Source organism: uncultured Aquimarina sp. (assembly GCF_947500065.1).
GTDB lineage: Bacteria > Bacteroidota > Bacteroidia > Flavobacteriales > Flavobacteriaceae > Aquimarina.
This window is the reverse complement of sequence record NZ_CANMQT010000002.1, coordinates 810116-832991: the sequence shown is the minus strand read 5'-3', so window position 1 is coordinate 832991 and position 22876 is coordinate 810116. Positions and strand designations below refer to the sequence as shown.

Below are 22876 nucleotides of genomic sequence, written 5' to 3'. Positions count from 1 at the left end.
AAAAAAGAATAAACACTTATCAATTAAAAACTGTTTAGTACATGAAATATAACCCTATTATACCCTATGTTTTTTTGATATTTCTATTGGTGTTTTTTTACGGTTGTAGTAAAAAAGAAGTTATAACTGATACTAAACTGTTTTATAAAATTAGTCCGGATAAAACAGGAATTTCTTTTGCAAACCATCTTACAGAAAATGACTCTCTGAATTACTTTACTTACTCGTATCTGTATATGGGTGGAGGAATCGCTACAGGAGATATTAATAATGACGGTCTTATAGATGTTTATTTTACCGGAAATCAAGTCGAGAATAAGCTATACCTAAATAAAGGAAACTTACAGTTTGAGGATATTACAAAAACTGCGGGTCTGGAAGGAGATGATCGATGGTATACGGGTGTTACTATGGCCGATGTAAATGGAGATGGATTTTTAGATATTTATTGTTCTGTAGGAGGTAAATTTTCTACTAAAGAGAATCAATTATTTATAAATAATGGTGATGCAACCTTTTCTGAAAAAGCCCGAGATATGGGAGTTGCTGATATTGGTAATAGTGTACAAGGAACATTTTTTGACTACGATAAAGATGGGGATCTCGATTTATATGTAGCTAATTATCCTCCTACTAAATTCAATTCACCAACGTTTGTTTATACTAATAGAATGAAAAATGTAAAGGATCATGAATCTGATCATCTCTATAAAAATGAAAAAGGTGCTTTTATAGATATTACTAACGAATCAGGTTTAAGGAGTTTTGGACTTTCATTAAGTGCCACTATTGGAGATTTGAACAATGATTCTTGGCCAGATATTTACGTTTCAAATGATTTTAATTCTCCGGATTATATGTATCTCAATAACCAAGATGGAACATTTAAAGAGGTACTAAAAGAAGCAACTTCTCAAACATCTTTTTATGGTATGGGAGTAGATATTGCTGATTTTAATAATGATGGGAATCTAGATATTTTTCAGGTAGATATGGATGCTAAAACTAATCGAAGAAAAAAAGCAAACATGGCTAGTATGAATATTAAGTTATTTTGGGATGTTGTGAATGCTGGATTTCATTATCAATATATGCAAAACAGTTTACAGCTCAATACCGGAGTATTTACTAAAGAAGGTGTTCCTCATTTTTCTAATGTTTCAAGAATAACGGGCACATCATCAACAGATTGGAGTTGGGGACCGTTGTTTGCGGATTTTGATAATGATGGTCATAAGGATCTTTTTATATCCAATGGTACAAGACGTGAAATCAATAACAATGACTATTTTAATAATATAGATTATAATAAAATCACAAAAGATTCTTTACTAAACCTTAGCCTTAAAATTCCTTCGGAAAAAATTGAGAATTTTCTGTTTAGTAATAAAGGAGATTTAAGATTTGAACAAGTAAATGATCTATGGGGAATAGAAGACAAAGGTTTTTCTAATGGTGTCGTTTATGTTGACTTGGATAATGATGGTGATTTAGAGATAATCACAAATAATATAGACGATATAGCAACGATTTTTGAAAATAGGAGTACTCAATTTAATAACTATTTGAAGATAAGTTTTGAAGGTAGCTCAAACAATACTTTTGGTATTGGGAACAGAGTGGTCATAAAAACTGGTGAGGAAATACAAATGCAGGAGCTTACACTAACTAGAGGATTCCAATCATCTGTTGCGCCAGAAATACATTTTGGAGTTGGCGATCTTGAAAAAATCGATGAATTAAAAGTAATCTGGACGGATGGGAAAGTTCAAAATATAAAAGATTTAAAAACGAATCAACATATCACCTTAAAGCAATCAGAAGCTATAGTAAAGGATATTCCGAAAACAATAAAAGAGAATGAAAAATTATTTACAACAGTAAGTAATGAAAAATTGTTTTTACAACATAAACATCAAGAAAACAATTATGATGATTTTGCGAAACAGGTTTTACTACCTCATAAAATGTCAACTTTGGGGCCGGCGTTAGTTGTTGGAGATATAAATAATGATGACTTGGATGATTATTTCGTTGGAGGAGCTTCAGGCTATTCAGGAAGTGTTTTTATTCAAAAAAACAATGGATTTCAAGAATTAGTAATTCCAGCATTGATAAATGATAAGTTACATGAAGATATTGGAGCCTTGATTTTTGATGCGGATAATGATGGAGATAATGACTTGTATGTGGTTAGCGGAGGTTATGAATTTATGCCGGATTCTGAAGCCCTTCAGGATCGATTGTATGTAAATGATGGAAATGGAAACTTTGTAAAAGATCAAGGTGCTTTACCAAAAATGTTAACTAGTGGATCCAAAGTCTATACTGCAGATTTTGATAAAGATGGTAAGAAGGATTTGTTGGTTTTAGGAAGACAGGTTTCTGGTAATTACCCGAGTCCGGCTACTAGTTATTTGCTTAAAAACAACAGTGACAACAAGGAAGTTAAATTTGACTTTTTTAGCGAAATACAACCTGATGATTTTCAGGGTTTAGGAATGGCAACAAGTGCTGTGATTACCGACTTTAATAATGATGATTGGTTGGATATTATTATTGTTGGAGAGTGGATGCCAATTCGTGTATTTAAAAACATGAAATCAGATGGGTTTAAAGAAGTGTCCAAAGATGTTGGATTAAACGATGATACTTTAGGATGGTGGTGGAGTATTAAACAAGGTGATTTTGATAACGATGGTGATATCGATTATTTAGTAGGTAATAATGGATTAAATTATAAGTATAAAGCTACCGATGATCAAACGTTCGATATTTTCTTTAATGACTTTGATGGAGATCGAAATGAGGATATCGTTTTAAGTTATTATAATGAAGGGAAACAATATCCTGTAAGAGGGCGAGAATGTTCTTCGCAACAAATACCAGGAATTAAACAAAAATTTAAAGACTATGAGAGCTTTTCTAATGCAACACTAAGTGATATCTATCCAGAAAAATCTTTAAAATCAGGATTACATTACCAGGTAAAATCTTTTGCAAGTGTCTATTTAGAAAACATAGATGGAAAATTTATAATCCATCAGTTACCCATAGAAGCACAAGTATCTAGCATCAATCAGATTTTAGTTAACGACTATGATAATGATGGAAATTTAGATGCTCTTATTGTAGGGAATTTATTTTCTTCAGAAGTAGAGACTCCTAGGAATGATGCAGGAAATGGACTTTTTTTAAGTGGTGATGGAAATGGAAATTTCATTCCTGTTCATACCAAAAAAAGCGGCTTCCATGTACCAGGTGATGTAAAGGATATGGAAGTCGTAAAAGTGGAGGATAAATCGTTTTTAATCATAGCCAAAAATAATGACGAACTGCAGTATGTGGAAATATTGAATAAACAAAAAAATGAACAAGATGAATAGAAGAATAATCATTATACCTCTTTTATTGATGATTCAATTTTCTTTTGGACAAGAAAAAATAAAAATTCAGAATCAAAATTTTTTACTTCAGCAATATATTGGAGAGTGGTATAATGGCGATAGTCTAAGTTCGTTAAAAGTAAGCGATCATCCTAATATGAAGATTTTAGTGACTCCAAAGATGAATGGTGTCTCCTTATTTGTTGAGGTATTTCAGAAAAAAGAAGAAGATTGGGTTTCAATTTTATCAGAAGTAATAAGCTATGATGCTAATGAAGATCAAATTGTAGCTTTAGGAACTAATACTTCTGCGGATAACTTCATTGGTAAAGGATACTTTTCATCATACAAAGACTTGGTTATGACGGATTATGATTTTCAGGAAAACTATGTCCAAGAAGTAACTTTCTGTTTTGAAGATGATGGAAGACTATCTCTAAAAGGGGATGCTCCTGGTAAAGAAAATGACTGGGAAGGAGTGTATTTCAGAAAAAATAATCTCAGTAAAAACTTTGGAATACATTTGGTTTCAGTTGACGTCGATATGAAAAAAGATCCTGTTGGAACGATAGAAAAGATTGGAAAAATGGGGTATAGTTTTGTAGAAACCCATAGATATGATCAAGGGCATTTTTATGGTTTTACTCCAAAAGAGTTTAGACTTTTACTTAAGAAAAACAATCTACGATTAGAAGGCTCCATGGTGTTTAAGGATTTGGACACAAAAAATCCGGATGAAACAATGAAGTGGTGGGATCATTGTATAGAAGATCAAATAGAAGCTGGAGTTAAATATATAACCACTACAAATATTAATTTAGAATTATTAAGAAAGAAAGATGGATTGAAGAAATATGCTTCATATTTCAATACAATAGGTAAGAAATGTAAAGAAAAAGGCATACGATTTTTATACCATAATCATAAAGAAGAATTTCAAAAAATAAGAGATACAGTCATATATGATTATATATTGGAAAATACAGATCCAAGTTTAGTTTATTTTCAATCTGACCTCTTTTGGATGCATGAAGCCAATATAGATCCAATATATTATTTCAAAAATTTCCCAGGGAGATTTATTAGCTGGCATGTAAAAGATAAAAAAGAGTTAGGAGCTAGTGGAAAAATAGATTTTGAGGAAATTTTTAAATATGCAAGAAAAGCAGGATTACAATATAATATTGTAGAAGTAGAATCATACAATTATCCTCCTTTAATCAGTGTGAGAATGGCAGCTGATTTTATGAGATTCAAACCTTATGTCAAATCATATAATTAAAAACATACTTAGTAGTTAGTACTTCCAAACGTATTATTCTCAGAAACTATCATTAAGTATTGGTATTAGTAACAAAATGTGGTAAAAAGCTTCATTTTTATCATTAAACGACACATATATTACATCATTCATAATTCTGAAAAATTAATTTTGAAGGAAACATTAATGAAATGTTAATTTATTGAAGTTTTGTTTAATATTCTCACTTTTAGAAATACCTATTGGAGGAGTTGTTAAATGAATATATTCAAAAAAAGCTAATGATATAATTACTAACTGTTTTAATAAAATTATTATGAAAGGGATAAGAATTCTGTTTGCAATTATCTTTTGTGTTTTGGTGTGGTCTTGTGATGAAGACGAAACTACTATTGTGGTATTAGAACCATCATTTACCTTTACACAGTCTTCTGAAGATAGTAGCGTGTATTTTTTTGAAAATACTACCCCAGGAAAAGAAAATTTCTACAATTTTTGGCAATTTGGTTTGGATGGACCAAAAGTTGCTGATGCGGCAGAAGGAGCTTTAGAGTATCAATTTGATTCAGATGGTTTCAGACGAGTGATACTTACCGTTGTTAGTGCTAACGGTAACGCTGCTACAACACAGGATATAAATGTTACACTTCCTGTTCCAGATGATACCAGATTTTTGTTCAATCCGGAGAATTTGTTAAGTAACGGTTATTTCGCCGAAGGAACGGATGATGATTTTGATAACTGGTCAAAATTTAATGGAGGAGATAGAATAACCCAAGAACCAGCAACTGGCGCTTTAGTAGGTTTTAGAGCAGCCAGAATTACAAATTCAGCGGATGGTAACCCTTGGGAAACTCAATTTGTACCGGATGCAGCTACAACAACCGATGGAGAAATGTATACAGTTTCTATGTGGGTAAAAGGAGATGATTCTTCAGTGATTCGATTCTCTACCAATCCGGGAGGTCCAGGAGATCAATATGGCCCAGATTACACAGTAACAGCTGATTGGTCACAATATTCGTGGACATTTACAGCAAATTCTGCAACTACCCTTATAGCACTTGATATGGGTACTACAGAAGGTACTTTTGTTATTGACGCAGTAGAACTGGTTGCAGGAGATCAAGCCTTACCATTACCATCCAATGATAGTGAATTACTTAATGGAGGTTTAGAAGAAGGAAGTGGAGATGACTTTACGAATTGGGGTAAGTTTAATGGTGCCGAGAGGTTGCTAGAGGAAACAGTTGAAGTACGAGCAGGATCAAGAGGACTTAAGGTGGTAAATCCAGCGGATGGCAATCCTTGGGAAACACAATTTGTTTGTGATGCATTCGATACTGTAAATGGAGATAGTTATACAGTTTCACTGTGGATTAAAGGAGATCCCGCAGTTGTGAGATTCTCTACCAATCCGGGAGGTCCAGGAGATCAATATGCTGGAGATTATACAGCAACAGACGATTGGACAAAATATTCTTGGACTTTTACGGCCAATTCTGATACTACCTTAATAGCCTTAGATATGGGTACAACAGGTGGTACATTTTATGTAGATAGTATAAAGGTAGTTAAAGACTAACCTAGATAATTTAATAAAAGTCCTAAACTCAATAAATAATTGTTTTTGAATATGAAAAATTTTAGAATATATAAGCTTTTAGCTTTTTTAATAATGTTGGTTATTTCTGCCTGCGATAGTGATGATGAGGTTATTTATGTTAGTCCATCAGGAACAGATTTGGTTCAAGCATCTTTTACATATAGTATTTCTACAACAGATCCGAACGTGATTTTACTGAACAATACTACTCAGGGTAGTGGAGATTTTACCAGTGAATGGGATTTTGGAACAGGCGATCTGGTTCCTGATGAACCTGGACTAGAAGAATTAAGACTAGATGGTGTAGGTAGTTATACAATAAAACTATATGTTACAAATACAGCTGGTTTTACGGAAGCATCAGAAACTGTAAGAGTAGATGAAGATGGTGTTTGTCCAAATAGCGTATGTGGCGGAGGAGATCCAAGTACTTTAAAGGGATCGGCTAAGAACTTTTCTGTTGGAACCATTGTTCGAGATAATAGATTAACAGGAATGCATGATGAAGTTATAAGAAGAGATTTTAATAACATTACGTCTGAGTATCAAATGAAAATGAATGTTATGTATCCTTCTCAAGGAACTTATGATTTTGGTCCTTCTGATGCTATAGTAGATTATGGTGTAGCTAATGGTATAGATGTCCACGGCCACGCGTTAATTTGGCATAATGCTACGCCAAGTTGGGTGGAGAATTTTGCAGGTACAGATGCTGAGTTTGAGGCTATGATTAGGGATTATATCACAACCGTTTTAGAAAGATATAAAGGTAAAGTTCGTTCTTGGGATGTTGTAAATGAGGCGATAGAAGATGGTAGTAATGCCCTTCGTAATAGTGTTTTTAGACAGAGAATGGGAGATGATTTTATCGAAAAATGCTATCAAATGGCTAGAGATGTAGATCCAGATGTGCTTTTATTCTACAATGATTATAATATGGCATCAGATAGCGGTAAAAGAGCAGCAATGTTTGCAATTGCTGATAGATTGAAAACATTAAATTTAATCGACGGTATCGGAGCACAATTACATATCTCTTACAACGGACCGGCAAGAGGTGAAATTCAAGCGGTAGTTGATGGTACGGTGTCAAGAGATCTTTTGATGCATTTTGCAGAAATTGATATTAGAACTAATCCAGAAGGAAACAGTAGTGTAACAGCGCTTAGTTCTGAAAGAGCTCTTTTACAGAAGGATAAATATAAGGAACTGGCTGAAATTTATACCGATATACCAACTGCAAACAAATTCGCATTTACTGTTTGGGGATTAAAGGATAATGAATCATGGTTGTTAGATTTCTGGGGAGTACCAGACTTTCCTTTGCTTTTTGATGATAACTTCAACCCAAAACCAGCATACGAAGGTGTTATAGAAGGATTTCAATAAATACCTGAATTATTCATTTAACTACAATCGTCATAATTCCCTGTAAATAAAATTCAAAAGTTCATTTACAGGGTTTTTATTGCTAATTAGTATGCGAGAGCTATGCTGATGGTAATATAAGTACAAGAATTTTTAAATTTTGATAATGAAAAGATATTTCTGTTATACGCTAATAGGATGTACATTCCTAGTGACTATTCTTTCATTTAATTTCTTGGAGAGTCAAGGATTAAAGGATGTTTCAAGTTTTCCTATTGGTACCGCAATTAATTTTGATCAACTTAAAGCAGATGCTAAATTAAAAAAGATTCAGATTGAGAATTTCAACAGTATTACTGCAGAAAACGACATGAAAATGTACAATGTGAAACCTAATGAAAAAGAATATAACTGGGATAAAGTAGATCAAATGATGGCTTATGCTCAGAAGAATAAACAAAGAGTATTTGGACACACCTTGGTTTGGCATAGTGGAACACCAGATTGGGTTAAAGAAAAAGGCAGAAAAGATACTTTATGGCTAGATAATTTTTTAAAAGAATACATCTTGGATTATGTAGGGAGATATAAAGGAAAAATAGAAGGATGGGATGTAGTAAATGAAGCTTTAGAAACAGAAGGTGGAGATTATAGGAAAACGTTATGGTATAATGTTTTAGGTAAGAATTATATTCATAAAGCATTCAAATATGCTCACGAGGCAGACCCTAATGCAAAATTGTTTTATAATGATTTCAATATAGAAAGAGATACTTTAAAACTTCAGGGAGTATTGAATATGGTGAAGGATTTAAAATCGGAAAATGTTCCTATTTCTGGTATTGGTTTTCAAATGCATATTCGAATGGATATTCCTGGTGAGGTTATCGAACATGCGCTAAAGAAGGCTGCAGAAACAGGTCTGTTAATTCATTTATCCGAAGTAGACATTATTTTTAATAAGCATGATGATACTAAAAACGGAGGAGTTCAAAAATATCAAGAGTTAACTGAAGAAATGAAAATAGCTCAAGCAGAAAAGTATAAAAACCTCGTGGATATCTATAAAAGGGTAGTTCCAAAGGAGCAACAATATGGTATTACTTTTTGGGGTTTTACGGATAGAGATAGTTGGGTGAAAAGTTTCTTTAAGATTAATGATTGGCCCTGTCTTTTTGATGATAACTTAGAAGCAAAACCTGCATATCATAGTTTTAAAAAGGCATTGCATTAATGTCTAAAATGATCAGTTTATTAATGAATATTAGAAACCTATATGTACTGTTTTTTGTTTTTGTAAGCTCTTTGGGGCAAGCACAAAATACATATACGAATCCAATATTGGCTGGCTTCTATCCAGATCCAAGTATTTGTAAAGTTGAAGGTTCTTACTATATGATAACTTCCACATTTGCTTATTTCCCTGGGATTCCAATATTTAAAAGCGATGACTTGGTCAATTGGGAACAAATAGGAAACGTATTAGATCGACCAGAACAACTCGATTTAGACGGTCTAGGAGTTTCAAGAGGCATTTTTGCACCGGCAATAAGATTCAAAGATGGATTATATTATATAACAGGCACAGTTGTAGATGGAAAAAACAATTTTGTGGTAACTGCATCCGATCCAAGTGGTCCTTGGTCTGACCCCGTTTGGATTCCAGAAGTTAATGGAATTGATCCATCTATGTTTTTTGATACTGATGGAAAAGCTTATATAATTTATAATAGTACTGCACCAAGTAATAAACCATTATATGATGGACATCGAACGATCAAAATAAATGAGTTTGATATCCATAAACTGAAAGTTGTAAGTGAACAGAAAATCTTGATAAACGGAGGAGCAGATTTTTCTAAGAAACCAATATGGATTGAAGGACCTCATATTTTTAAGAAAAATGGATATTACTATCTTATTGCTGCAGAAGGAGGAACTGCGGAAGGGCATTCAGAAGTAGTGTTCAGAAGTAAAGATGTATTAGGTCCATATGAGAGCTATGATAAAAATCCAATTCTTACCCAAAGACATTTGAATCCGAATCGGGAATTTCCGGTTACCTCTATTGGCCATGTTGATATTGTAGAAACAGATCATGGTGATTGGTTTGGAGTTTTTTTAGGTTGTAGACCTTATGATAATGATCATTATAATACGGGTAGAGAAACATTTATGGCTCCAATTAAATGGAAGGATAATTGGCCAATGTTTGATCTAGGTGGTGATTCTGTGAAATATAATTATCCAACTCCTTCAAATGTGATTAATGAATCGAAAGGGTTTCAATACAGTGGTAATTTTTCTTTTAAGGAAGATTTTGATCACACGGATTTAGGCTATAACTGGCTTTTTCTGAGAACGCCAAAAGACAAATGGTTTGAAATAAAAAAAGGATTAATAGAAATAGAAACCAGACCAGAAAGCTGTTCCGAAAAGGAAAACCCTAGTTTTATTGGTCACCGACAACAGCATAGTAAGGGAAGCGTAACTGTACTCATGAAATTTACGGCTGAAAAAGAAAACGAGAAGTCTGGATTGGTGATTTTTCAGAATGAATCTCATTATTATTATTTATGCAAATCTGTTAAAAACAAAATACCGGTTCTTCAATTATTTAGGTCTTCAGAGATTACTATGGAAGAAATAGTTTCGACGCCTATTTTTTCGGAAAATTATGTAAGACTTAAAATTGTAGCCAATAATGACACCTATGATTTCCTATATGCAGAAGATCAAGAAGATTGGAAGCTGTTGAAATCAGGAATAGACGCAAAATTTGTAAGCACGAAAGTAGCAGGAGGATTTGTAGGTGCAATTTATGGCATGTATACTACTTCTTTAGGGAACAAAAGTAATAATAGCGCTGTTTTTGATTGGTTTGAATATAAGGGTAATGATGAGATGTATAAAAAAAAGAAATGATGAATAAAACAATATGTACTTATTTGATTTTTAGCTTGTTGATTTCTTGTTCTACTCCAAAAGAAGAAGTGGCGGTTATTATAGACGAACCAATTCCTGATATAACTTGTAATGATGGAATTATGAATGGAAGCGAAACAGGAGTAGATTGTGGAGGGAATTCTTGCGCAAGTTGCTCTACAGGATCTTTAGTAATTCCGGATTCAGGGTATGATGCTTCTGATAATTACGATGAATATACACTAGTGTGGAATGATGAATTTAGTTCAGAAAATATATCAGCTGAGAAATGGAGTTTTCATATAGGAGACGGTTGTCCTAATTTATGTGGTTGGGGTAATAATGAGTTTCAATATTACACCAATGATGAAGACAACGTCTATGTGAAAGATGATAATTTGATTATTGAAGCTAAAAAAGAAAATATAGGAGGGAAAGATTATTCCTCAGCAAGAATACATACAGATAATAAATTTGAGTTTAGATATGGTAGAATTGATATCCGTGCTAGTATGCCCTCTGCTACAGGAACTTGGGTAGCGTTATGGTTACTTAATAAAGATTATGAAGTTCAAAATCCTGCAGAATGGTGGCCTAGAGGTGGAGAAATAGATATTATGGAATATCTAGGAGAAGATAAAACAGAAATTTTAGGAACGGCACACTATGGAAGTAATCTAAGTAATCATAGATTTAACTCAGTTAAATACAAAGCTCCAGCCGAAACTTATGATAAAGTTTATCACGTGTTTTCTATTATTTGGGAAGAGGATAAGATTACCTGGCTCGTTAATGATGTTCCATACCATTCTATAACACCATCACAGACTTTTGGACAACCGTATCCGTTTAATGATGAATTCTTTTTACTAATGAACTTATCAGTAGGAGGTAATTTACCTTCAGAGGCACCTATTCCTTCAGAATATCCAACATTTTTAATAATAGATTATGTTCGAGTATATCAAAAGAATGGATAAAATATTTTTTGAAAATAGGAGAATTGACATTATATATTTTGTCAGACTATTTTCATTTTGAATTAAATAAGGGAGTGCACTCCTTTAGAGACTAACTAAAATTGAAATAACTAAAACACAAACATTTATGAAAACTATCGTATACCTTTTAATTTAAAGCATACTATATCGTATGCTTATCTACATAGCTATTGTAGATAGAAATCTGACATTAAATATTCTTTATGCTGTTTCTTTTATCTCACCTCTCTTTAGCACAGTTGAATATTATGTTTAATCTTCTTGAACCATAGATTAGTTATAAATCTAATAGGAGCTCTATAACGCTTTACAGTCAAAAATTTGATAGGTTAATTATATATAATCTATCAAAAAACACAGATTATAGGGATGCTCAATAAGGAGAAATACATCGTCTTATTTTCAATATGAAGTATTAGTTATTTAAAATCATACACATAAAAACTAATACAATATCTGATCATAAGTAAGACAAACAAAATTTAATAAACTCATAAACACAAACAAGTATGAAAACGATTACTAATATCTTAATGATGGTATTATTTACTTCATTAATATCTGCACAGACATTGCAGGTTGAGAATATGACAATAAGTGGGCCTTATGCGGGAGCAATTGATTCACCTTTTAATGGCGTAGGTTTTTATGGCAATGGAGATAAAGCGCAAGGTACTGTTAGTTTAGCAACATTACCTGGTTTATATAGAGTAGAAATAAGAGGAGCTTCTTCTGACAATAGTGAAGCCAAGATTAACTTAACGGTAGATGGCAATAGCTTAGGTGCGTTTGGTTTTTCTGGAACTACTGCTTCTAATAGTACAAGAGAAGTGACTATCTCAGGGACTAATCCTCTTAGTTTCGCACTAGAATTACTAACAGATACTGGATCCAATGATACATTTTTAGATCGAATTAGTTTTACGTTTTTGGGATCTCCTCCTCCACCTAGACCAGCTCCAGTTATTCCTTCAGTGCCTTCATTTGAATCTGGAGTATATAGAAACATGTTTGTAGAGTCTGGAAAATCGGAAACCGAAGTGCAACAAAAAGTAAACGCGATTTGGAATCAATATTTTGTAAATGGGGACAGTACTAATGAAAGGCTGTATTATGAAGTGGGTAGTGATATGGCTTATATTTTGGACACAGGAAATAATGATATAAGATCAGAGGGCATGTCTTATGGAATGATGATTTGTGTTCAATTGGGTAAGAAAACCCAATTTGATAAGTTATGGCGTTTTGCAGAACAATATAGTCAACATCCTGTGGGGACAGATAGAGAAGGATTATTCTCATGGCAATTAAATCGATCTAACTTTTCTATGATTGATCAAAATTCAGCACCAGATGGAGAAGAGTATTTTGTAACAGCTTTATTCTTTGCTGATGCACTATGGGGAAGTAACGGTGCTATAAACTATAGAGCCGAGGCGAACTATATTCTTGATAGTATGCTTAATAAACCAACTCCTAGTTCAGGAGCATGTCCTACAGGTTTGGTAGATCAAGATGAAAAACAGATAGTATTTGGAATTTGTGGTAATTCTGCAAGTTTTACTGACCCATCGTACCATCTTCCAGCTTTTTATGAAATATGGGCTAGAGAAGCAGCTAGTAATAATCAATTATGGGCAGAGATGGCAACAGTAAGTCGCACCTATTTACTTCCAAGGGCAGCGCATCCTCAGACTGGATTAATGCCGGATTATTCAGAGTTTGATGGAAGACCGGTAAATCAAGGAAATCACGGTAATTTTGAGTTTGATGCTTGGCGAAATATTATGAATATGGGATTTGATTTTGCTTGGTTTCAAAAAAATGAAAATAGTATACAACCGATAATTGACAAGCAGATCAATTTTTTTAAAGATAAACCTGGATATAGTACCTTATGGACATTGGATGGTTCTTTTAGTAGAAATAGTGATCATTCACCTGGTTTGGTGGCTTGTAATGCAGTTGGAGCTTTGGCTCTTGAAGATTCAAAAGTATGGCCATTTGTAGATGAGTTTTTTGATACTCCAATTCCTTCAGGTCAATTTAGATATTACGATGGATTGTTATATATGATGAGTTTTATGCACTTGTCGGGAAATTTTAAAGCAATTACAGATAATGTAGATACTCCAGATTGCAATGGAACACCTTTTCCCACTGCAACTGTAAGTACTACTGACGAAACTACGCAAGGAGCTAATGATGGAAAAATCACTTTTACCTTTTCTGATATTTCAGGAAGAACTGGTATCGAGTTTAGTATCGATAGTGGTATAACGTATCCTTTAAGTGTGAATGATAATGTTGGTTCTGCGACATTTAATAACATTGCTCCTGGAACCTATAACGTATGGGTGCGTTGGGGAAATAACGATTGTCCTACAAGTTTGGGTAACGTGGTTATAAATGAAGGAGACGCGGTGGATCCTGATCCTACGCAATCACCATTTAGAAGTCATACTATTCCTGGAACAATAGAGGCAGAAGATTATGATGATGGAGGTCAAGGAGTTGCGTATAATGATTCTGATTCAAGTAATAATGGAGGTCAGGGAAGAGCAAATGAGGGTGTAGATCTACAAAATACGACCGATAATGGCGGTGGCACTAATGTAGGATGGACAGCTAATGGAGAATGGTTAGAGTATACTATAGGAGATGTTACTCCTGGAACATATGATATAGTTTTAAGAGTGGCAAGTACTCAAAATAATTCGAAATCTTTAGCTCTAAAGTTAGGAACAGCAGATTTAGGTTCAGTAGCTATTCCTAATACGAATGGGTGGCAATCATGGCAAAATGTACTAATAGAAAATGTTCAAATTACAAGCGAAAATACGAATCAGGTATTACGATTAGATATTTCTGGCGGACTTTACAATATTAATTGGATGAGATTTGAACAATCCGATAGTAATCCGGATGGCTCAAATTGCGATACAATTCAGGCAGAAAATAATACAGCTAATTTTTATCAATTGAATAATGAAAATGGAGTTGTAACGAATATTAGTTATTCTCATTGGATGAAATTTGACAATGTTGATATATCGGGAGGTAAATTTACGTTTAGATACTCTAAAGGAAATAATGAAAACGGTTATATGAAGGTGAGAATTGATAACAATCAGGATAGTAATAATATTGCTGAAATTTACCCTGAAAATACAGGAGGATGGGATAATTATGTAGAGAAAACGGTTAATGTATCTGGATCAGGAAACCATGTGGTCTATCTATATTTTCATGATGCGAGTAGAAATATTCAGTTAGATTGGATAAGCTTTAACTCTGATTGTGAACAGCGATTTTTTGAAGAGGATACATTGGGAGATGAAACAGAAAATATTCAAGTTTTTCCTAATCCGAGTAATGGTTCTGTAAATATAATAGTGTCGGACTATAGTGATACAAGAAGAATTGTTTTAGTTGATTTGTCCGGAAGACAGATAAAAAGTATTAATAATATTAAACAAAAAGAGCACAATTTAAGTGGTCTTAGTAAAGGAGTCTATCTTCTGAAGATATATAAAGTCAAAAAATCAATAGTAAAGAAATTGATTGTGAATTGATAAGAAGAATGATTTATATTCAAACGGTTATGAAGGTATCTTCATAACCGTTTGTTTTTTTTGGTGGAGAAGATGGGAGTCGAACCCACGACCTCTTGACTGCCAGTCAAGCGCTCTAGCCAGCTGAGCTACATCCCCATTTTTCTTGCTGTGATGTAGCGAAGTGCTTGTCCGCCGAAGCGTAGCGTAGGAGGAAGCTACATCTCCAAAGTTTATTAATCACGCAGAGCACCCTTAAGAACTAATAAAGGGATTCTGCTTTCAAAATCTTTTTTCAGTACTGTATTCTCTTCCCAAAGTTTTGCAAAGAACCCTCTTTTACGTCTAAATACACATAATAGATCAGGGTAATTTTCATTGAGATGCTCCAGAACTCCTTGAAATAAAGTTCCATTTTCTGAGGATTTAAATGAACTAATAAGTTTAGCTAGATCCTTTTGAAACTCGGCATCTTCTGGCAAGAATTCTGATGTTTTTACCTGAAGCAATTTCATTTCAGCATTAAATGTATTCAAAATTTCTATAATGGGAGATAACGTATTTTGTTTTTTAATGATTCCCGATTTGATAGCCATTAAAACTTTAGTTATTGGTTTGAACGCATAATTTTCAGGAATTATTAATACCGGTATTTCTGTCTTTTTTAATAAGCTCCCAGAAGTTTCACCAAGAAAATATGGATTCTTAATATCACTGCTTTCCGGACCTAAAACAATTAAATCAATAGAATGTTTAAGATTAAACTCCGGAATAGCTTCTAACAAATCATTTTCTAATGGTAATGGAATAATAGTAACACCTTTTTTATCAACCGCATTGAGTTTTTCTTCTATCGTATTCACAGAAATCCCTTTAAGGGTTTTATTTACGGAAGGAAGACTACCTGATCTAGGTAATTCTTTGAAAACTTGAACAGCATATACTGTTCCTCCAAGTTCTTTTGCAAAATCAATTACATATTGAAGTCGAGCTATACTAACCGAGTTTTCAGATAGCCCTAAAGGGACAAGAATATTTTTCATTTCTAAACTTGATTTGTGTTTTGGGTTACAAAATTACAATTTTTGACCAGCAAAACTCTATTTTCAGAAGCTGAAGATAGGTTTGGTATGATTTCTTTTCTTAAAGTTTATATAAAATGATGGCTAGATATGTTTCAAATCTCTTTCTGCGGAAGAATAGTTTGTATTTTTGCCGTTTGTAAAAAAGTATGATTCGTAAAGCTATACCTTCTGATCTAGATGCTATTTATAAACTAACACAGTCCTGTGCTAAAGCAATGATAGCTAGAGAAATTTATCAATGGAATGAACACTACCCTACCCGATCTCGTTTTGAGAAAGATATAGAATTACAAGAATTATATGTTTTGGAGGAAGACAATCGGATTAAAGGTATTATTGTGCTTACTGAATTGATGGATGATGAATATATTCCGATTAAATGGTTAACAGATAATCAAGGGAATCTATATATTCATCGATTGGCAGTGGATCCGGAGTATTGGGGTAAAGGATATGCGCAAAAATTAATGAGTTGGGCAGAATCGTATGCAGAAGAGAAAGAATATCAATCCATTCGTTTGGATACCTTTAGCCAGAATAAAAGAAATCAAAGTTTTTACGAAACCAGAGGATATAAGAAGTTAGGGGATATTTTCTTCCCTAAGCAAAGTGAGCATCCTTTTTATTGTTACGAACTAGTATTGTGAGCAGTGTCATAAGTTTTAAAAATATAAACCGACTTGCAATTCCTGCTATAATTGCAGGAATTGCGGAACCCGTATTATCAGCAACAGATACTGCGATTGTGGGTAATATACCCGTAAATGGCACAGAATCTCTTGCTGCAGTCGGGATTGTGGGATCATTTTTATCTATGTTGATATGGGTGTTGGCGCAAACTCGTGCTGCTATTTCAGCAATCATTTCACAGTATTTAGGGGCAGGAAAATTGGATGAGGTAAAGACATTACCCGCACAGGCAATTCTTTTTAATCTAGGTTTGAGCGTTACTATTCTTCTTGCTACAGTTCCTTTTATTAAAGAAATTTTTATACTTCTAAAAGCCGAAGGTCTAGTATTAGATTATTGTATTTCTTATTATAGTATTAGAGTTTGGGGGTTTCCTTTATCCTTGTTTGTATTTGCTGTTTTTGGAATTTTCAGAGGGTTACAGAACACGTTTTGGCCTATGATTATAGCACTTATTGGAGTTGTAGCTAATATTATATTGGATTTTGCGTTGGTGTATGGAATACAAGGTATTTTAGAACCAATGTACCTAGAAGGTGCGGCATGGGCAAGTTTATTTTCGCAAGTTCTAATGGCCGTTTTATCACTTATATTACTCCTTAAAAAGACAGAAGTGTCGCTTCGATTGGAAAAACTATGGCATCCAGAAATGAAACGTTTTTTAGTAATGAGCGGAAATCTTTTTATTCGTTCATTGGCATTAAATACAACATTGCTTTTGGCGGTGCGAGAAGCAACAAGCTTAGGCACTAATTATATTGCGGCACATAGTATTGCAATACAATTATGGTTGTTCTTTGCTTTTTTTATTGACGGATATGGTGGTGCGGGTAATATCTTAGGAGGTAGATTATTGGGGGCTGGAGATTATAAAAATCTCGTTACAATGGCTAAGAAAGTGAATATATATGGAATCATAGTAGCTTGTTTGCTAGGCGGACTTGCTTTGTTAATTCCAGAACAGTTAGGATTGATTTTCACTAAAGACCTAGAAGTACTAGCTATATTTACTGGTTTCTTTTATTTAGTAGTAATTGCATTGCCAATAAATGCATTGGCCTTTGTTGGGGATGGAATATTTAAAGGACTCGGTGAAACTGGCTTTTTGCGTAATGTATTGTTGGGATCCACTTTTCTTGGTTTTATTCCTACCTTATTAATTGCTAGATATTTTGACTGGAAACTTTATGGAATTTGGATCGCAATTTCTGTCTGGATGTTAATAAGAGGGGTAGCGTTAGTAATAAAATTCAGAAAAAAATATTATCGATTGGCCGCTACCTAGAAAGTAAGTTTTAAGAATACCATAGCAATAATTACATAAAGACAAACCAGCACAGCAACTAATCTGAATTTTTCTATATACTTTTTCTTCATAGAACAAAGTTAAGCTTAGGGATGAAAAGTATAAATACGTGGAAATACGTGTTTTAAACTCAACGATACTACTTGGTTTCAGAATTTAAAATATTGTCTATTTTTATCAAAAATCTAACACTATGACTACTGAACGAACCAACGGAAGTTTATATACACATATAGAAAATCATATTGCGACACTGGAATTTGGACATCCAGCAAGTAATTCTTTTCCATCTGAATTATTAGATAGGTTGACTAAAGCGATTGATACTTTGTCTAATGACCCTGTTGTTCATGTAATTATTTTAAAATCAGAAGGAGAAAAAGCATTTTGTGCAGGAGCTTCTTTTGACGAACTAGTATCAATTACAAATCTAGAGGAAGGGAAAAAGTTCTTTTCAGGATTTGCTAATGTGATTAATGCAATGCGAAGATGTAGACAACCTATTATTGGTAGAATACAGGGAAAAACAGTTGGTGGAGGAGTAGGATTAGCTTCAGCTTGTGATTATTGTATGGCAACAGAAGCAGCTTCGATAAAACTAAGCGAACTAACTATTGGGATCGGGCCTTTTGTAATTGAACCCGCAGTATCTAGAAAAATAGGATTAGCAGCTTTTGAAGCATTGGCATGGGATGCTTCTCAATGGAAAAATGCCTATTGGGCAAAAGAGCAAGGATTATTCACTAGAGTATTTGAAACTATTGGAGAACTTGATAAAGAAGTTCAGTTGTTTGCCGAGAAATTAGCAAACTATAATCCGCAAGCTATTCAGCAAATGAAAGTGGTAAATTGGAAAGGGACTAATCATTGGAATGAATTATTGATTGAAAGAGCTGCAGTTTCTGGTGAATTGGTACTTTCAGAATTTACTAAGAAAGCGTTAAAAAAATTCAAAAAATAAAATATGGATATACTAAGTTTTTTAGGAGGTAATGGATTATTCTTACTAATGGGGATTATTTTAGTAGTGGTTTACTTTTATAATAAAAGAAAGAGAAGATAATCTTCACTAACTTTGCAAAAAGTTACAAAGCAAGAAATGAGTAAGATCAGAATCACCAAACAATTTTCTTTTGAAACCGGTCATGCATTATATGGTTATGACGGGAAGTGTAAAAATGTTCACGGACATAGTTATAAATTAAGTGTTACTGTTATCGGAAGCCCTATCACTGATACATCTCATGTAAAATTGGGAATGGTGATTGATTTTGGAGATCTTAAGAAAATTGTAAAAGAAGACATTGAAGATGTGTTTGATCACGCTACCGTTTTTAACAAGAACACTCCTCATATAGAGTTAGCAAAAGAATTAGAGCAAAGAGATCACAATGTTATTTTAGTGGATTATCAACCTACTAGTGAAAATATGGTAATTGATTTTGCAAGTAAGATAAGCGCTAGGTTACCAGAAAATATAAAGCTACATTCCTTAAAACTTCAGGAGACAGAAACTTCTTTTGCAGAATGGTATGCTAGTGATAACATATAATAAAAAAGACCACCCTTAAAAAGACAGTCTTTTCCTCAACATAATTAATAATGAATAGTTATTAGTAGTATTGAACTATTCTGTTTTTGATTGATACTTTTTAGTAACTAACTTCTCAAAAATAAGATACGAGTTGTAACTATTTCCCACCCGAAATGGGTAGTTTTTTTAAAAATATTAATGACTATTTTTACAGTAAAAACAAGCCAGATGGGATTGTTTTGGGCTTACTAAGTTTCTTATTAAATGGTTAAATGATCCGACATTTATTATTCATAATAGGTTTTGTGCCGTTTTTTGTATGTTCTCAGGTGAAGTTTACACATTATACAACGGACAATGGGCTACCACACGATTTTACATATCAGCTATTTCAGGATGATGATGGATATATCTGGATTGGAACAGATGATGGACTAGCTAAGTTTAATGGTAATAGATTTAAAGTATTGGATGGTTCTAAAGGGTTTAGATCTAACTACATTATTGATATAAAAAAATATGCGACTGATACATTAGCTATAGCCACCTGGAAAGGAGGGCTTCATTTTATAAAAAATGATTCTATACTTATACCAGAGATAGAAAACGATAATATTCAGAAGATAAATAGAGTTTATCGGATAGGCAAGGATGTTTTAGGAGCTAATTTTGGGCGTTATATTCTTTATAAGAGAGAAGAGGGATTAAAATTCATAAAAAAAAATCTGGCAATTTATATTGATCGAAATGGTGATGCCATACTAGATAAGTTCGACCTTGGCAATAAAGAAATATCAAACAGTTGGACAGCTTTTGTGGATGATCAAGTTTATTTCTATCGAGGCGTATATTCTGGAACAGATAAAAAACTCCTAAAAGGGATTTATCGATATAAATCGGAGAAGGAAATTGAATTGGTATTTCCATTTATGAAAGATAAGTACATTCATGATTTCGGGAAATATGACGCAACGCATTATTACGCTACATCTCATGATGATTTGTATATTTTCAATATTAATGGCGTTATAAGAGTAGATAAACACGATTTTGATGATAACTTAATTCATAGATTTATTAAAACTTCTTATTGTGAGGTTTTTGTCATTAAAAATTCTTCTTCTGGAGAAGATAAAATCTATGTTCGTGATTTTAAAAATAAAACATTTCAAAATATTACTGGAAAGCCTGACTATCAGATTAATGTAAGCGATATCTATGTAGATAAGGATGAAAATATATGGATTACTTCTAAATCTGATGGGTTATACCAATTATCAAAAGAAGACCGTGTCCTGTCAGAAAAAGTAATTGATGACAATGATATTTTTGATATTGCTACTAAGGATGGAAAAATTTTCTTCTTAGGATTAAATCGCATTTATGGTTACGATAAAATAACAAAAAAACTAACCTCTAAAGAACTTAGTTCTGAAGCTATTGGGTTTAGAAATGAGAAGGTAAAAAATAACAAAATACATATTCAATTAATTAGAAGCACGTCTGTTGATAATAGTTTTGATAATCATGAAATGGTAAATGGAGAAGGCCATATAAAAGAAGAAAAAGGTGTTGCCATATCCAATGTTAGTATGCTTTTTTCTTCAAGTGATAAGAATCAACAAAGAACTAGAGTTTCTTTGGAAAATGACAATATTATAATTAATGATTTAGCGGTAATAAATAAAGAGGCGTGGGTAGCAACAAATCTTGGAATTAGAGTTTATGATCTTGTTTCGCATCAGCATAAAAGAACAATAACAGCGAGCCTGGGAGAAGAAACATTAAATATAAAAAAAATCAGATATACCAAAGAAGCAGGAATCTGGGTTGCTACAAATGCGGGCCTTTCTAGAATCAATTGGAATGGAAATATTAAATACTTGGATGAAAAAGATGGATTAGATAATACTAAGATTAATGATATTTATATAGATCATCGCGGGGCGGTTTGGATAGCTACGCAAAGAGGGTTTTCTATATACAAGGATGAGATGTTTTACAATTTTGGAAAGAAAGAAGGGTTGCAATCTTCTTACGTTTCTAAGATAATAGAAGATGATGATCACCAAATATGGATTGCTGGTAATAAAAGAGCAGTAAGAATAGATAACACAGAAGCTTTTAAACCTATTACGCCGCCAAACTTGATTGTTAATAAAATGGATAATGAGTTTATTGTTGATGTAATTGATTATTCAGGAAAACAAGTTACGACGGCGTATAGAACGAATTCTACAGAAGATTGGAGACCTTTTGAAAATAAGGTTTTGGACATAAATAATTATGGAGTAGGAGATTATAATATTCAATTTAGATCTAGAAATCCAAACAGTAATTGGGTGTATTCTAATGAATATCCATTTTCTATAGAACAATTATGGTTTAAGAAATTATGGTTTATTCTTTTACTTTCTTCATTAAGTACAATATTGATTTCTTCTATTATATTCCTTCAGTTAAGAAGAGTAAATAATAGGAATAAATTATTACAAGATACCATAGCACAATCGCTAAGACTTGAACAAGAATTAAGAACAGTTAGAGAAAATGTTGCACAAGATTTTCATGATGAACTTGGTAATAAATTAGCCGGAATTACAGTGATGTCTGAGCTTATGATGAAGGATGAAGAACTGAAACAAACTAAATCTATAGATATGATATCTCAGGTAAGAAAAGATGCTAAGGATTTGTACTTTGGGATAAAAGATTTTGTGTGGTCTATTGATGCCAATAGTGATGATCTAAAAGAATTGATGATTTATCTTACAGATTTTGGAGAAGAGTTATTTCAGAATAAGGGTATTATTTTTAAGGTAGAAAAACATTTAAGTGAAGAAAATATAAAACTCCCATATTATTGGAGTCGACAATTACTGCTGCTTTTTAAAGAAGCAATGACAAATAGTTTAAAACATGCAAAGGCGACTGAAGTGGTTTTAGGGTTTTATGTACATAATAATATACTAAAAATCAGTTTTTCTGATAACGGAGTAGGTTTTCATTCATCAGAATTAAAACGAAAGAATGGTTTGATTAATATGAGGAAGAGAGCTTTTAAAATTAATGGAGAATTAGTCATACATTCAGAAAATAAAACCGAAATATTGTTTAGAGGAAAATTTAGATAGTACTACCCGTTTAGGGTGAGAAGAAT

At 33.0% G+C, this 22876-nt stretch carries 14 protein-coding genes and 1 tRNA gene; 13 read left to right on the top strand and 2 right to left on the bottom strand.

The features are described 5' to 3' along the window. Positions 1-41: 41 nt before the first annotated feature. The 8 genes from Q0975_RS09110 (at position 42) to Q0975_RS09075 (ending at position 15122) form a co-directional block, all read left to right on the top strand. The gene (locus tag Q0975_RS09110; RefSeq protein ID WP_299435511.1) at positions 42-3386 is read left to right on the top strand and encodes a VCBS repeat-containing protein; all 3345 of its coding nucleotides are present in this window, start codon (positions 42-44) and stop codon (positions 3384-3386) included. Next, complete coding sequence (locus Q0975_RS09105; protein WP_299435509.1) at positions 3379-4668, top strand: TIM barrel protein; 1290 nt, start codon at positions 3379-3381, stop codon at positions 4666-4668. Before Q0975_RS09110 ends, Q0975_RS09105 begins: the two co-directional genes overlap by 8 nt. A 295-nt stretch (positions 4669-4963) precedes the next feature. Then, on the top strand, positions 4964-6232 hold the full coding sequence (locus Q0975_RS09100) for a carbohydrate binding domain-containing protein (RefSeq protein WP_299435507.1): 1269 nt from the start codon (positions 4964-4966) through the stop codon (positions 6230-6232). A gap of 51 nt (positions 6233-6283) precedes the next feature. Continuing rightward, positions 6284-7642: an endo-1,4-beta-xylanase gene (locus Q0975_RS09095; protein ID WP_299435505.1), complete on the top strand. Its 1359-nt coding sequence runs from the start codon at positions 6284-6286 to the stop codon at positions 7640-7642. A gap of 145 nt (positions 7643-7787) precedes the next feature. Further along, positions 7788-8855: an endo-1,4-beta-xylanase gene (locus Q0975_RS09090; protein ID WP_299435503.1), complete on the top strand. Its 1068-nt coding sequence runs from the start codon at positions 7788-7790 to the stop codon at positions 8853-8855. A 23-nt stretch (positions 8856-8878) separates the two neighbouring features. Continuing rightward, on the top strand, positions 8879-10546 hold the full coding sequence (locus tag Q0975_RS09085; RefSeq protein WP_299435501.1) for a glycoside hydrolase family 43 protein: 1668 nt from the start codon (positions 8879-8881) through the stop codon (positions 10544-10546). Further along, positions 10546-11526: a glycoside hydrolase family 16 protein gene (locus Q0975_RS09080; protein ID WP_299435499.1), complete on the top strand. Its 981-nt coding sequence runs from the start codon at positions 10546-10548 to the stop codon at positions 11524-11526. Before Q0975_RS09085 ends, Q0975_RS09080 begins: the two co-directional genes overlap by 1 nt. 530 nt (positions 11527-12056) lie before the next feature. Continuing rightward, complete coding sequence (locus Q0975_RS09075; protein ID WP_299435497.1) at positions 12057-15122, top strand: glycosyl hydrolase family 8; 3066 nt, start codon at positions 12057-12059, stop codon at positions 15120-15122. A 61-nt stretch (positions 15123-15183) separates the two neighbouring features. Here the strand turns inward: Q0975_RS09075 and Q0975_RS09070 are convergent. Continuing rightward, positions 15184-15260: transfer RNA gene (locus Q0975_RS09070), tRNA-Ala, on the bottom strand. Positions 15261-15337: 77 nt separating this feature from the next. Next, on the bottom strand, positions 15338-16144 hold the full coding sequence (locus Q0975_RS09065) for a universal stress protein (protein WP_299435495.1): 807 nt from the start codon (positions 16142-16144) through the stop codon (positions 15338-15340). 188 nt (positions 16145-16332) lie between these two features. Between Q0975_RS09065 and Q0975_RS09060 the strand changes: the two genes are divergently transcribed. From Q0975_RS09060 to Q0975_RS09040, 5 genes are all read left to right on the top strand, one after another. Further along, positions 16333-16833: a GNAT family N-acetyltransferase gene (locus Q0975_RS09060; RefSeq protein WP_299435493.1), complete on the top strand. Its 501-nt coding sequence runs from the start codon at positions 16333-16335 to the stop codon at positions 16831-16833. Then, a complete protein-coding gene (locus Q0975_RS09055) occupies positions 16830-18161 on the top strand; it encodes an MATE family efflux transporter (RefSeq protein WP_299435491.1) in 1332 nt (443 codons plus the stop codon). Before Q0975_RS09060 ends, Q0975_RS09055 begins: the two co-directional genes overlap by 4 nt. 214 nt (positions 18162-18375) lie before the next feature. Then, on the top strand, positions 18376-19143 hold the full coding sequence (locus Q0975_RS09050; RefSeq protein ID WP_299435489.1) for an enoyl-CoA hydratase/isomerase family protein: 768 nt from the start codon (positions 18376-18378) through the stop codon (positions 19141-19143). A gap of 138 nt (positions 19144-19281) precedes the next feature. Next, positions 19282-19734: a 6-carboxytetrahydropterin synthase gene (locus Q0975_RS09045; RefSeq protein WP_299435487.1), complete on the top strand. Its 453-nt coding sequence runs from the start codon at positions 19282-19284 to the stop codon at positions 19732-19734. Between the two features lie 254 nt (positions 19735-19988). Next, the gene (locus Q0975_RS09040) at positions 19989-22850 is read left to right on the top strand and encodes a two-component regulator propeller domain-containing protein (RefSeq protein WP_299435485.1); all 2862 of its coding nucleotides are present in this window, start codon (positions 19989-19991) and stop codon (positions 22848-22850) included. Positions 22851-22876 lie beyond the last annotated feature (26 nt).

Bases quoted from the DNA above. Each gene is read 5' to 3' on its own strand.
- Q0975_RS09100 (WP_299435507.1), top strand. From the start codon at position 4,964: ATGAAAGGGATAAGAATTCTGTTTGCAATTATCTTTTGTGTTTTGGTG.
- Q0975_RS09060 (WP_299435493.1), top strand. From the start codon at position 16,333: ATGATTCGTAAAGCTATACCTTCTGATCTAGATGCTATTTATAAACTA.
- Q0975_RS09110 (WP_299435511.1), top strand. From the start codon at position 42: ATGAAATATAACCCTATTATACCCTATGTTTTTTTGATATTTCTATTG.
- Q0975_RS09075 (WP_299435497.1), top strand. From the start codon at position 12,057: ATGAAAACGATTACTAATATCTTAATGATGGTATTATTTACTTCATTA.
- Q0975_RS09040 (WP_299435485.1), top strand. From the start codon at position 19,989: ATGATCCGACATTTATTATTCATAATAGGTTTTGTGCCGTTTTTTGTA.
- Q0975_RS09080 (WP_299435499.1), top strand. From the start codon at position 10,546: ATGAATAAAACAATATGTACTTATTTGATTTTTAGCTTGTTGATTTCT.
- Q0975_RS09085 (WP_299435501.1), top strand. From the start codon at position 8,879: ATGAATATTAGAAACCTATATGTACTGTTTTTTGTTTTTGTAAGCTCT.
- Q0975_RS09090 (WP_299435503.1), top strand. From the start codon at position 7,788: ATGAAAAGATATTTCTGTTATACGCTAATAGGATGTACATTCCTAGTG.
- Q0975_RS09095 (WP_299435505.1), top strand. From the start codon at position 6,284: ATGAAAAATTTTAGAATATATAAGCTTTTAGCTTTTTTAATAATGTTG.
- Q0975_RS09105 (WP_299435509.1), top strand. From the start codon at position 3,379: ATGAATAGAAGAATAATCATTATACCTCTTTTATTGATGATTCAATTT.
- Q0975_RS09050 (WP_299435489.1), top strand. From the start codon at position 18,376: ATGACTACTGAACGAACCAACGGAAGTTTATATACACATATAGAAAAT.
- Q0975_RS09065 (WP_299435495.1), bottom strand. From the start codon at position 16,144: ATGAAAAATATTCTTGTCCCTTTAGGGCTATCTGAAAACTCGGTTAGT.
- Q0975_RS09045 (WP_299435487.1), top strand. From the start codon at position 19,282: ATGAGTAAGATCAGAATCACCAAACAATTTTCTTTTGAAACCGGTCAT.